11 protein-coding genes are annotated in these 11,985 nt (G+C 66.9%); 1 reads left to right on the forward strand and 10 read right to left on the reverse strand.

From position 1 onward, the window contains the following. Positions 1-16: 16 nt before the first annotated feature. The 10 genes from VKP62_14145 to VKP62_14190 all read right to left on the reverse strand — a co-directional run bounded on the left by VKP62_14145 (position 17) and on the right by VKP62_14190 (position 10,884). Positions 17-1,030 (reverse strand): sigma-E factor regulatory protein RseB domain-containing protein, encoded by a 1,014-nt coding sequence (locus tag VKP62_14145; protein ID MEB3198336.1) that lies wholly within the window; start codon positions 1,028-1,030, stop codon positions 17-19. Further along, positions 1,027-1,521 (reverse strand): zf-HC2 domain-containing protein, encoded by a 495-nt coding sequence (locus VKP62_14150; GenBank protein ID MEB3198337.1) that lies wholly within the window; start codon positions 1,519-1,521, stop codon positions 1,027-1,029. Before VKP62_14150 ends, VKP62_14145 begins: the two co-directional genes overlap by 4 nt. After that, positions 1,499-2,107 carry a sigma-70 family RNA polymerase sigma factor gene (locus VKP62_14155; GenBank protein ID MEB3198338.1) on the reverse strand — a complete coding sequence of 203 codons (609 nt, stop codon included), beginning with the start codon at positions 2,105-2,107 and terminating at the stop codon, positions 1,499-1,501. Before VKP62_14155 ends, VKP62_14150 begins: the two co-directional genes overlap by 23 nt. A gap of 147 nt (positions 2,108-2,254) precedes the next feature. Beyond that, positions 2,255-3,526, reverse strand: a complete 1,272-nt coding sequence (locus VKP62_14160) for a cystathionine gamma-synthase family protein (protein ID MEB3198339.1) — start codon at positions 3,524-3,526, stop codon at positions 2,255-2,257. Positions 3,527-3,638: 112 nt separating this feature from the next. Then, positions 3,639-3,992 carry a hypothetical protein gene (locus VKP62_14165; protein ID MEB3198340.1) on the reverse strand — a complete coding sequence of 118 codons (354 nt, stop codon included), beginning with the start codon at positions 3,990-3,992 and terminating at the stop codon, positions 3,639-3,641. Between the two features lie 14 nt (positions 3,993-4,006). Then, positions 4,007-4,378 (reverse strand): hypothetical protein, encoded by a 372-nt coding sequence (locus tag VKP62_14170; GenBank protein ID MEB3198341.1) that lies wholly within the window; start codon positions 4,376-4,378, stop codon positions 4,007-4,009. Between the two features lie 86 nt (positions 4,379-4,464). Then, complete coding sequence (locus tag VKP62_14175) at positions 4,465-5,079, reverse strand: response regulator (protein MEB3198342.1); 615 nt, start codon at positions 5,077-5,079, stop codon at positions 4,465-4,467. Positions 5,080-5,119: 40 nt separating this feature from the next. Then, entirely contained in the window at positions 5,120-6,583 is a 1,464-nt protein-coding gene (locus VKP62_14180) for a histidine kinase N-terminal domain-containing protein (protein ID MEB3198343.1), read from the reverse strand. A 73-nt stretch (positions 6,584-6,656) separates the two neighbouring features. Continuing rightward, complete coding sequence (gene tyrS / locus VKP62_14185; protein ID MEB3198344.1) at positions 6,657-7,883, reverse strand: tyrosine--tRNA ligase; 1,227 nt, start codon at positions 7,881-7,883, stop codon at positions 6,657-6,659. Positions 7,884-8,013: 130 nt separating this feature from the next. Beyond that, on the reverse strand, positions 8,014-10,884 hold the full coding sequence (locus tag VKP62_14190; GenBank protein ID MEB3198345.1) for a hypothetical protein: 2,871 nt from the start codon (positions 10,882-10,884) through the stop codon (positions 8,014-8,016). A 242-nt stretch (positions 10,885-11,126) separates the two neighbouring features. On the opposite strand from VKP62_14190, the gene VKP62_14195 reads away from it, so the two are divergent. Continuing rightward, a partial coding sequence (locus tag VKP62_14195; protein MEB3198346.1) for a hypothetical protein occupies positions 11,127-11,985 on the forward strand: 859 nt, incomplete at its 3' end.

An 11,985-nucleotide genomic window follows, 5' to 3' on the forward strand; every position in this document is an offset into this window, starting at 1 on the left:
GCGATGGGCGTCGCCATCAGGGCGTGTTCTCGGCCACCTGGTTCAACCAGGCTTCCGGACACTCCCCCACCAGGGTGTAGGCCGTTGGGCCCTGTTGCCAGCTCAGCAGTCGCTTGTGGCCGTGCTGAAGCGCAAATCCGGGGTGGCCACCGATCCGGATTGGTTGTCCCTCTGCGGGCCGACGGGCCTGGCTGCGGGCGTCGGTCGCAAAGCAGGACAGCAAGGCCAGTCCATCGTGAAAGCGCCAGGCAAAGGTGGGCACCTGACGATGGTCCAGGAAGTATTGCCATTGAATCAGGGCGTAGCCGGCGGGCAGCTGGCGGGGGGGCGGCGGTCGCCATGTCAGGCCGACCGGCAAGGGGGTCGCGGCATCTCCCCGCGCCAGCATCGTATTCTGGGACTGAACCTTGACGGCGGCGGGCAATTGAAAGGTCAGGGCCCTGGCCGCCTCCACGGGGTTCAGGCGCAGGCTGAGAAATTCCGAGCGGTCGACCAGCCGCCCTTGCTCATCGCGGCGTTCCACCACGAGCGGCAGCCGCGTCAGCTGGTCGACCCACAGGCGATGGGTCAGGTTGCCGTGCTGGCGCGGTCGGAACTGCGCCAGCAGGGTCAGGCGCTGGAGGTGTCGCAACTGCCCGAGCACGCGGAAGTCGTAATTGCGTTTCACCAGGGCCAGGCGTTGCGAGAGGCTGCCCTCCGACTCCGTGGCCGACACGGTGACCTTGCCCTGGCGGGGCGCGTAGTGCCAGCGCACGCCGCCGTTCACGGTGACCAGATCGCTCAGGTGACCCTGGGCGTCCAGGAACTCCTGGCGCGTCCCGCGTGAGCCCACCTGCGTGACGCGCAGGCGGCGGACCTTTTCACCACGTTCGCTGAAGGTGGTGACCTTGATCAGCCCGCTGTAGTGCAGGGTTTCCCGGGCCCTCAGGATCGCGTCCGGCGTCAGCGGGGCCGCCTCGACCTGGCCGGGGCCAGCCAGGCCCGAAAGCCCGAAGAACCAGAGCAGGCCGAGTGAGCGACGCCACCTCACGGGTCGAGTCCGTAGCTGGCCTCGACGGTGTCGACCGCCGGGCCGAAGCGGCTCGTCAGACTCTCCTCCAGGTCGAACGCGTCGTGCTGATGCCAGTACGTGTCGAGATCGGCCACCGGTACAGGCGGGCCCCAGACCCCGTCCGAGAGCCAGGCCAGCCCTCCACTCCAGAGCAGGATCAACACGCTCGCGGCCACCGCCACGCCCGGCCAATGGCGCGACAGCTGCTCAGGCAGGCGCAGGCGACGTGGTGCGGGCGGTTCGTGCCGGAGTTCCTCGGCGATCGCCTGCCACAGGTCCCGCTGAGGCGTCGGTTCAGGCAGGGCCCGCAGCGCCTGGATCATCGGCACCCAGTCGATCAGCATGTCGGCACAGGCCCCGCAGTGGTGCAGGTGCGCCTGCACGGCCCGCTCCTCCTCGCTGGTCAGGCTGCCGTCGAGGTAAGCCGAGATGGCCTCGAGCCAGGCCTCACAGGCGGCTGGTTTCATCACGCAGATCTCCCAACCAGGCTTGCACCTGCTTGCGCGCGCGCGCGAGGCGCGACTTCACGGTGCCGAGCTGGAGCCCCAGGGTCTCGGCGATCTCCTCATAAGACAGGTCCTGGATGTCCCGCAAGACCAGCACGGCGCGGTAATCGGGGGCCAGCTGGGCGATCGCCGCTTCGATGCGGCTGCGCAGTTCCGCCTGGGCCACCGCTTCCTCGGGCCCCGGGCTGGAGGCGGGCAAACGCTCGCCCAGCGGCGTGGCGCTGGGGTCTTCCGCGGGCGTTTCGAGCGATTCGTGAACAAAACGTCGTTCAGCCCGGGCCAGATGGTTCAGGCAATGGTGGGTGGCGATCTGGTACAGCCAGGTCTTGAAGCTGCTCTGGCCTTTGAAGTCAGGCAGGCCCCGAAAGGCTTTCAGAAACACGTCCTGCACCAGGTCTTCGGTTTCGGGCGCCCCATGCAGCATGCGATACACGAGCTGATGGATGGCGGCTTGATGGCGACGGAAAAGGGCTTCCATCGCCTTGCCGTCGCCTGCCCGCGCGCGCGGCAGCAGGGTGCTTTCCGGTAGGTCGATGACTTCTCGGGCCACAGGGGAATGGTCCGTCTTCACGGTCCCGTACGGGACGTGGCGTGGGGCGTCATGGCGCCATTGTAATGCCGGCAGCGGGATTCGTGCCACGGGAAGTGCGGAGGGCATATCCGCTCTGACCGGCGGGGCGCGATTTGGTTCCCGAAGCTAGACCGTGCCTTGCTGACTGGCTTCCAGGGCCTGCGCCAGGTCGGCCATCAGGTCTTCAGGCGCTTCGAGCCCGACGGACATGCGCACCAGGCCAGGCTGAATGCCGAAGCGCCGTTGCACGTCGGGCGCGATGTCGGCGTGGGTCATGGTTGCAGGATGCTCCACCAGGGTTTCCGTGCCGCCGAGACTCACCGCCAGCTTGGCCAGGCGCACGGCATTCAGGAAACGGAAGGCGGCGGGCTTGCCGCCTTTCACCTCGAACGAGACGATCGAGCCGGCGCCGCTGCATTGCCGCTCGAAGATCGCGCGCTGCGAGGTGCCCTGGGGCAACAGCGAGGGGTAGAGCACGCGGTCGACGGCGGGATGCGCGGCCAGGGCCGTGGCCAGTTGCCGGGCCGTCGCCGCTTGCGCTTCCATGCGCACCTTGAGCGTTTCGAGCGAGCGCAGCAGCAGCCAGCAATTGAACGGGTCAGGCACCGAGCCCATGATGGTCCGGTATTCCGTGATGGGCCCCAGCACCTCGCGCGACCCGGCCACCGCACCTGCCACCACATCGCTGTGGCCGCCGATGAACTTGGTGGCGGAGTACAGCACCAGGTCCGCCCCGTGGCGCAGGGGATGCTGGAACAGGGGCCCCATGAAGGTGTTGTCGACGAAGGTCAGCACGCGCCGGGCAGGCGTCGAGCAACGCGCCGCCAGGGCCACGATCGGGGCCAGATCGATCATCAGGTTGGTCGGATTGGCCGGGCTCTCGAGCAGGAACAGCGCCAGGCGATCGCCCGCCGCCTGGGCCAGCGCCTCCAGCTCGTCGATGCCAGCATCGGCCGGGAAGGCCTGCACCGTGACGCCGAACTTGGGCAGGATCTTTTCGAGCAGGTACTCCGTGCCGCCGTAGATTGGCATGCTGTAGAGCACCACATCGCCCGGTTTCACGTGCGCCAGGATCGCCGTGGTGATGGCGGCCATGCCGCTTGCGAAGGTGAGCGCGCCTTCGGCACCGTCCCATAGCGCCAGGCGCTCTTCCAGGATCTGCAAGCCCGGGTTGTTCAGGCGCGAGTAGATCAGCCCCATGGTTTCGTGGGGCTGGCGCTCTTCCAGGCCATAGGCCCACTTGAAGTACTGCTCGCCGTCTTCCGCCCGGCGGAAGACGAAGGTCGAGGTCATGAAGATGGGGGGCTTGGCGGCGCCTTCCGACAGGAACGGGTCGTATCCGTGGCTCATCATCAGGCTTTCGGGCCTGAACTGGCGCGGGTCGAAGGGCGCGGGCATGGCAATCGGCTCCATCACGTCGTCGGGAAGGGCAGCCTCATGAAAGCAGGTCGAGCGCCCCAACGCAAAGCCCCGGCCCAAGCGGGCCGGGGCACAGGGTTGCAGGCCGGGTTCAGCGGACGATGTCGCCCTCGATCACGAGCGACCAGGGCGAATAGAGGCCGAACGTGAGGGAGGTGATCAGACCGTCGACCAGGTCGATTTCGCGGGTCAGGCGCACGTGCTGCGCACGCTTGCCGCCTGCCTGCTTGACTTCCCGCGCAATCGCTTCCCGGACGAGCTTTTCGTTGGGGTTGACCAGCCCCAGCAACAGGTGGGTCGATTTCAGCTCCGTCCGGAAGGTTCGGACGGCCTCTCCCGGTTGCATCGCGCTCATCCCATCCAGGTCGTAGGAGACGCGGAAGCAGCCCGTCAGCGCGGTGGCGAGCAGGCCCGCGGTCAGGAGTTTGAGGAATTTCGTTTGCATGAACATCTTCTCCTTCAACGCACCACGTCGCCTTCGACGGTGGAGGTGGTGGGCACGTACAGCGTACCGCCGGTCAGGCTCCCAATCAGGCCGTCGAGCAGGGTTTCCTGATGCGTGATGCGCACGTTGGCCGCGGCCCGGCCGCCGGCTCGCTTGACTTCACGGGCCACCGCCTCCGCGATCTCCGCGGAGTTGCTGATGGTCAGCAGGCCCGAGAACAGGTGGTGGTGCTTGACCTCGAGCTTGAAGCTGCGAATGGTCTGGGGTTTCGGCTGCGCGGAGCCGTAGATGTCATCGACGTTGAAGCTCAGCGTGTAGCAGCCGGTCAAGGCGGTGGCACAGGCCACAGCAGCGAGGCCGCGCAGCACGCGGGTTGGCAAGCCCATGAATGAGTTCCTTTCAGACGAGGGGAGGACGGCGCGCCAGCCTAGCATGCGCGCTGCCTGTCTGCAAGGAACTCTCCCGTGAGGGCTCAGCGACCCTTGTTCGAGAGTTCAGGGTTGTTGACCTCGCGCGCCAGGATGATCGCGTCGGCGATCTCGCGCAACGGCTTGCGGCTGTTCATCGACAGCTTCTGGATGCGGCGGAAGGCTTCCGCTTCCGTGATGCCGTAGGTGTCGATCAGGATGCCCTTGGCCTTCTCGACCAGCTTGCGCGTTTCCAGCACGTCCTTGAGGTTCGCGATCTCGTCGCTGAGCGCCTGCATCTCTTCCGCCCGGCTCATGGCCACCTCGATCGTGGGCATGATGTCCGCCTCCTTGATCGGCTTGACCAGGTAGGCGAACACGCCCAGTTCCACGGCCTGCTCGACCAGCTCGGGCGCGGAGTAAGCCGTCACCATGATCACCGGGATGCGGCGCTTGCCCGGCTCGTTGATGGCCTTGACGGCCTCCAGCCCGTCCATGTGGGGCATCTTCACGTCCATGACGATCAGGTCCGGCTCCAGCTTGGCCGCCAGTTCCACCGCCACGCGGCCATCCACGGCCTCGCCCACCACCTCGTGACCGCGCTCTTCCAGCATTTCTTTCATGTCCAGCCGGATGATCGACTCGTCATCGGCGATCAGGATGCGCAGGCGTTTGCTCATGGGGCGGTCTCCTTCAACGGGCTCTTCATTATAGGCTGCTTCATGTTTCCCGGATCAAGGAGCCGGGGGCGGGATGCGGCACCAGCAGGCTGATGCGCGTCCCGGCCGGGTGTTCGATCGTGAGCTGGCCTTGCAGGTCGTCCCGCACCAGGGTCTTGATGATCTGCCAGCCCAGGTTGCCGTCCCGTTCGGGCGTGAAGTCGGCCGGCATGCCGACGCCATCGTCCTCGATCGTGAACAGCACACCCTCGTCCAGTTCCTGCAGGCCCACCCGCACGTGGCCCTGCGGGCGCCCGCTGAATGCGTGCTTGATGGTGTTTTGCAGCAGTTCGTTGACCACCAGGGCGGTGGAGGTGGCCTGGGCCGAGGGCAGGGTGACCGGGGCCGGGCAGTCCAGACTGGTCGTGATGCGCTGCGAAGGGTCCACGAGTCCCTGCAGGGTCGAGGAAATCAGGTTCTGTACCAGGTCCTTGACGTCGACCACGCCCACGTCGTCGTGGCTCAGGTACTCGTGCACCAGGGCGATGCTGGCGATGCGGGCGATGCTTTCCTGCAGGATCGCCTTGACCTCTTCGTTGCGGCTGCGACGGGACTGCAGGCGCAGCAGACCCGCCACGGTCTGAAGGTTGTTCTTCACGCGGTGGTGGACCTCCTTGACCAGCGTGCTCTTCACCACGATCTCGCGGTCCTTCTGCTTGAGTTCGGTGACGTCGTGCAGCACCTTGACGTGGTCCACGAAGCCGTCCGATGGTTGCACCGGAATGGTGCGCACGGCCATGGTGAGGTTCTGGGTCACCAGTTCGTTCTCGCTGAAGACCGGGTTGGTGTGGACCGGCCGGTACTCGTGCTGGGTGACGAAGGTCTGGTGCCAGTCGAGCCCTTCGAGCTGTTCCGGCACGCCGAGGCGCCGGGCCAGGTTCAGGGCCACGGCGCTGGCGTGCATGATCGTGCCGGCGTCGTTGAGCAGCAGCAGCGCGTCACCAGGCTGGATGGGCGGCAGCGCGAGCGAGCTCACGCGCGCCTTTTCGATCAGGGTTCGGACCAGGCGGGTGATCGCCGTGCGGTAGAGCTGGCGCTTGCTTTCCGCGTGCTTGAGTTCCTCGTACAGGTTGCGCTCGACCACGATCAGGGCGGCCACGCCGTCGACGCCGACCAGGGGGTAGGCCACCTGGTTCATGGGTTGCCCGTTCACCACCTTGCCGATCGCCCCATCGGCGAGTTCCCCGGAGTGGAAGGCCTGCCAGATGGCGGACGAATGCTCCGGGGTGAAGATGTGACCAACCTGCGGGCGGCGGTAGAAGCTCTGGCGGACGGTCGGCTTGGCTTCGGCAATGGTGACGAAGCGTCCGCCCTCCAGCGGCGCGTGGATCAGCAGGTCGGCGGGAATGAAGTCCGCCAGGAACGGCAGTTGCCGGGCAATGTTCTGGATCCAGAACCGGTCGGGTTCCTGGGGAATGTGTTCCTGAAAGGGCAGGGACCAGGCCATCCCGTTGGTCTGGATCATCGGTCGTCGGCCTCGTCGGGAGTGGGGCCGTTCAGCCTGGCTTGCTGGGCCAGCCAGCGGCCGGACGCCCCCTTCACGGGGTGGTGCCGTCCGGTTTGGCGTGGGCCATGCGCTTGCCGACCTGCACGACCTGCCCGTCCGGCCCCAGGGCGATCGCCTCGTTGGGGTCTGACAGCACCCGTTCGACCGCATAATGGTCGCCTTCGGCCCGCAGCAGTTTCACGGCCCCCTCTTTCAGGCGCTCACGCGCCTGGCTGGTGGAGTTGGCCATTTTCAAGGCCACCAGCAAGCGGGCCACCGGCGTGCCGTCCGGCACCGCGAAGGCGGGCATATCGGCCGTATCGAGCGAGCCACTGGCCAGTTTCTCGGCCACGGCCGGCCCATGATACAGGCTGACGATCGCCCGCGCCAGCCGCACCTTGGCGTCGCGTGGGGGCAGTTGACCTGCCGCCAGGTCCGCCAGCAGGCGCCGGATTTCAGGAGCCGGCAAGCCGGAGGCCAGGGTGAAGTAATCCGGCATCTGGCGGTCCGCGATGCACATGACCTTGTCCCACATCGCCTTGGGCGCATCCGTCAGGCCGATCGTGTTGCCGAGCGACTTGGACATCTTCTCGGTGGTGCCGATGCCTTCGAGAATCGGGTAGAGCATGACCACCTGGGGCGCCTGGTGCGCCTGTTCTTGCAGGTGCCGCCCCATCAGGTTGTTGAACTTCTGGTCGGTGCCGCCCAGTTCCACATCGGCGTGGATCACCACCGAATCCTGCCCTTGCAGCAGCGGATACAGAAACTCGTGCAGCCCGATCGCATCGCCCCGCTCGTGCCGCAGGGCAAAGTTTTCCCGCTGCAGCATCTGGGCCACGGTCGACTGCCCCAGCAGGCGAATCACCGATTCCATGGCCATGGGTTCCAGCCACTCGCCGTTGCGGCGAATCTCGGCCCGACTCAGATCGATGATGCGCCCGAGCTGATCGAGGTAGGTCTGGGCATTGGCCTCGACCTCGTCCTTGGTGAGCGGGGGACGGGCCTCTTGCTTGCCGGTGGGGTCACCGATGCGCGCAGTGAAGTCGCCGATGATCAGCACCACCTGGTGTCCCGCATCCTGAAAGCGTCGCAGCGCCCATAGCACCACGGCATGACCGATGTGCAGGTCGGGTTTGGTCGGGTCGAAGCCCAGCTTGACGCGCAGGGGTCTCCCCTCGGCGGCCGCGGCTTTCAACCTGGCCTCGAGCCCTCCGGCGGGCAACACCTCGGCGGCGCCCAGGGTCAGGGTGTCCACAAGCTCGGGTGAGAAGGCGGTCAAGGGCGTCGCTCCTGGAATCGCGCGGGAGGCGCCATTATAGCACGCGGCCTGGGCTGACGCGGGAGACGGGACCGGGCCAGGGGCCTGCGCTCGCAGCCGTCGGGGCGGTGCGCGTCGCAGACGCGGGGGGCTAGAACGAGCCGGCCGGCAAGACGCGCACCAGGTTGGCCCCCACGTCGGCGATGACCAGGCGGCCCTGCGCATCGATCAGCAGGTGGGTCGGCAAGACCAGCGCGTCGCCGGCGTTGGCATCGGCGAAGAAGCGTCCTCCGGGGCCTGCCAGCACGCTGGTGGCCCCGTTGGGCGCAATTTTCAGGATTCGCGCCGGCACCTTGGGCAACTCGCTCAGCGGCAATTCTCCGACACCCTTGGCCAACCCTGCCAGCAGCGTCAGATTGGCCGTGCCGAGCTCGCCGACATAGAGGTTCCCGCGGGCATCGAAACAGAGGGGCCCCGGCACCATCAAGGGGGTGGCCGAGGCCACCAGGTCACCTCCCGAGAAGTCTCGACTCTCGATGCGCAGCACCGTTTGGATGCGATTGAGGCCCGCGAAATTTTCCAGCGTTCTGGCGCTGTCGGCGCCCCCACGGATTCGTCGAATGCGCAGATTGCCGCTATCCGAGATGTACAGGTCGCCGTCGGGGGAGAAGGCCAGCCCGAAGGGCGAGTTGAGCCGGGCTTCCACCGGGGCCACGCCCTCACCTGAATCACCGCCCTTGCCACCCAGGCCCGCCACCAGCGAGATGGGGCCATTCGGGGGCAGTCGCAGCACCTGGTTGTCCTTCACCGAGGCCCAGTAGAGCGCCTTGTCGGGACCGCGCGTCAGGGCGATGCAGGAACTCATGTCGTAGCTGTTGGTGGCCACCGGATCGCCCGCCACCACGGGGCCCTGGGAGATCCCCTTGACGACCGTGCGGCTGGGCCGATTTTCACTGACCTCGACCAGGCGTCCGTTGCCTTCATCGATGATGAACAGCGAGCGGTCTCGCCAGGCCAGGCTGATCGGGGTGTTCAGCCTGGTCTGGGTGGCGGGTTGACCATCCTCGCCGGAGCCGTCGAGCGAGCCGGCAAAGGTTTGCAGGCTGCTGCCGTCCCAGCGCTTGATCAGCCCGCCGGCGGCCTCGGCAATGTACACGTTGCTGGCCGCATCGAGCGCCAGCGCCACGGGCGAGTTGACGGACACGCCGTCTTGCGCCGAGATGCTGTCTTTCTTGCCCGCCACCGCCACCACCTCGCCGCTGGCCAGGGTCAGCTCGAAAATCCGATTGTCGGCTCTGGAGACCACGCGCAACTTGCCATTCGCCAGCAGTTGCAGGTCCGTCGGTTGTTTCAGTTCGGAGTCGGCCGTGGCTTCGTAAACGGTTTCCCGGGCGCCTTCGGGTTTCCAGCGCCAGATCCGATTTTCGTCAGGCTCACTGCCATACAGGGTGCCGTCCTCCGTGACGACCAGATCGCCATACCGACTCACGCCCCCCTTGCCACTCAGCACCGGGGTCCATTCCGACCCGCCCGGGGCCAGCCTGGCGACCTCGTACTCCTGCTTCGCGGACGTGTTGCCCGGCACGAACAGGGCATACACGCTGCCGTGCGCGGCGGCCCCCAGCCCGGTCACCGAGCCGCCTGTCCAGCGGGCTGGCACCGGTGCCGGCTCCGACAGGGAGTTGTCCGCGCCGAGCTTGAGGATGCGCGGGGGAGTGGCCAGATCGCCGCCTTGGCTCGTCTCGCCAATCCACAAGACGTTCTCGCGGTCCACCCAGAGGGTCCAGGGCAGGATCGCCGTCTGGTCGGCCGGGGTGGTGAGGGGGCCACGCCCGATGCGCGTGGCGCCCGCCACCCGGCGCACGCTGCCGTCGGGGCCGATGCGCTGGACGCCCTGGCCGTCGTGCGAGGAAATGACGTAGACCGCCCCATCGGAGCCCCGCGCGAGGTCGAAGGCCGAGTAAAAATTGACCTTGATCGCGCCCTGAAGCTGGTCTGCCCAGGTTGTCAGCAGTCCGTTGGCACTGACCTGGCGGATCCGGCCCAGCGCCCCCTCGGTGATGAAAAATCCGCCGGCCCCGTCATCGGCGATCGCCTTGGGACCAGACAGCGGCACCGCCAAGGCCGACAGGCCATTGCCCAGGTTCGCCTGGCCAAGCAGCAGCGCTTCGATCGCCTCCAGGCTGGTCTGGACCGGCTTGGCCTGGCCACGCAGGGTGGCGGTCAACTTGGCCAGTTCCTCCACCTTGTAGACCGGCGCTTGGGCGAGCAGGCCGCGAGCGGCCTCCAGGCTCTCACGCAGGCGGACGGCCTCGACGGCTGGCAACTTGTCGAGCGTCTTGGTGCTGCCCTGGACCAGCCGTTCGAGCACGTAGGCGGCGCCCAGCGAGGAGGCCGTGTCGATCGGGGTTTCGGCTTCCTGGGCCGCGTCACGTGGGGCGATCGCCAGCAGCACGCCCTGGTTCCAGAGCGGCACGCGCAGCACCAGGTTTTCGGTCGGCAAGGTGGCCTGGATGCGGTACTGGCCTTGCGGGTCCGAGACGGCTCCCAGGGGCTGCAGGCGTTCGTTCACCAGGATCCGTCCGGCGCCATCGACCACGTACACGTCGGCCTCGGCCAGGCTGGCTTCGGTCGGTGCCGGGCGGGGCCCGGCCTGCAGCAATTTGGCCTGCCCCGCGAGGCTGCCCCCGTTGTTGGCCACCAGGTTGCCGCCCTGATTGCTGATGACGGTGCCCCCCTGATCGCTCAGCAGGGTGCCCGAGCGGTTGCTGATGACGCCGCCACCCTGGTCCGAGAGCAGCTTGACCTTGCCCGTCAGCAGGCTGGTTTGGGCGGTCTGGGGCACCACGCGGGTGCGGGCGCCCTCCGGCAGTTTGAGCGCCGGGGCGCTCAGCACCGAGGAGGCTGGGCGGGTTGGCGCTCGCTTGGGGCTGGTGGGACTGTCTTCCGCGGCCGGCGGCTTGGGGCCGCAACTCGCCAGCACCGTGATCAGGACCAGGGCAGCGCAGCGCAAGCGTCTCATGCTCTCCCCATACCACGGGCCGGGTGGCGGCAAACCGACGGAACTCCGTCCCTGTGACACGGGGCCGTCGGATCACGCGTGGACGGCCCTGCTCGCTGCGCCGCCCCGCGTCTCGGGGCTCTCATCGCGATGCTCCCTTCCAAAGAAGAAAATTTCGTCGCGTGTGTGCGAGGTCTTTTGTTTTGCGCCGAATTTCCGTTATGTTGTTGGGGGCGCTTGCTCAGGCGCGCTTGAGGTGGGGCATGGTCCGGGAACCACAGCTGAGGAATCAGACGTCGGTCTGGCGCTTTTGGGTCACCTTGTGTCTGGTGACTGCGAACCTGGTGCTGGCTGGTTGCGCCGGCTGGATGCCGGCATCGGTGGGGTTTCCCACGGGCGATGGTCTCGCCAATCTGGCTGAACCGCGTGGGATCGACTGGAGCACCCACCGCATCGGCATGCGCGGTCTGGGCGATCGCCAGCAGGCCTTTGTGGAGGCCCAGGCGGCGCGCTTGGCGTTGAACCCGCCGCCCCCCGCTCCGGTCGCGGCGCCGAATTCGCTCTACGAACTGCAAGCCAACTGGCCGGCCAGCACGACGGATTGGGATTACGCGGGCGCCAAGGGCATTCCGGTGGCCTCACTGGCGGTTGGCGCCGACGATGTGCCAAACGGCCTGGCCACCGCGATCGCGGCGGATTCGGGCAAGCGTATTTATGCGCTTTCACGCAATGGAAACTTCATCAAAACCAATGTGACCACTCCCAAAGTGAGCAATGATTCAATCCCGCTCAACGACACCTTCACCAATTCCGCGATCACCCTGAGCCCGGCAGGCAAGCGCGCCTATGTGGTCTCGGACAGCGGCACGCTCTATGTGATTCAGACGGACAATTTCGGAGCCACCGTCCAGTCGATGAATCTTCCCGATAGCGCCACGGCCAAGGGCCTTGCGCCCATCCTCGATCCGGGCTCGAGCAGCCACGACGACATGTTTGACACCCTGTTCGTGCCGGCCAACAATGGCAAGGTCTACCGGTATGAGTATTCCGGCTCCAGCCTGACCTACAAGCAAACCTACGACCTCGCCTCCTCGGCGACGCCCCTGACGGGCTGCACCGGCT

This window comes from Candidatus Sericytochromatia bacterium, from assembly GCA_035285325.1.
GTDB lineage: Bacteria > Cyanobacteriota > Sericytochromatia > S15B-MN24 > JAQBPE01 > JAYKJB01.

Excerpts from the sequence above, each read along its gene's own strand:
- VKP62_14160 (MEB3198339.1), bottom strand. The coding sequence starts at position 3,526 with ATGCCCGCGCCCTTCGACCCGCGCCAGTTCAGGCCCGAAAGCCTGATG.
- VKP62_14165 (MEB3198340.1), bottom strand. The coding sequence starts at position 3,992 with ATGCAAACGAAATTCCTCAAACTCCTGACCGCGGGCCTGCTCGCCACC.
- VKP62_14170 (MEB3198341.1), bottom strand. The coding sequence starts at position 4,378 with ATGGGCTTGCCAACCCGCGTGCTGCGCGGCCTCGCTGCTGTGGCCTGT.
- VKP62_14175 (MEB3198342.1), bottom strand. The coding sequence starts at position 5,079 with ATGAGCAAACGCCTGCGCATCCTGATCGCCGATGACGAGTCGATCATC.
- VKP62_14180 (MEB3198343.1), bottom strand. The coding sequence starts at position 6,583 with ATGATCCAGACCAACGGGATGGCCTGGTCCCTGCCCTTTCAGGAACAC.
- VKP62_14190 (MEB3198345.1), bottom strand. The coding sequence starts at position 10,884 with ATGAGACGCTTGCGCTGCGCTGCCCTGGTCCTGATCACGGTGCTGGCG.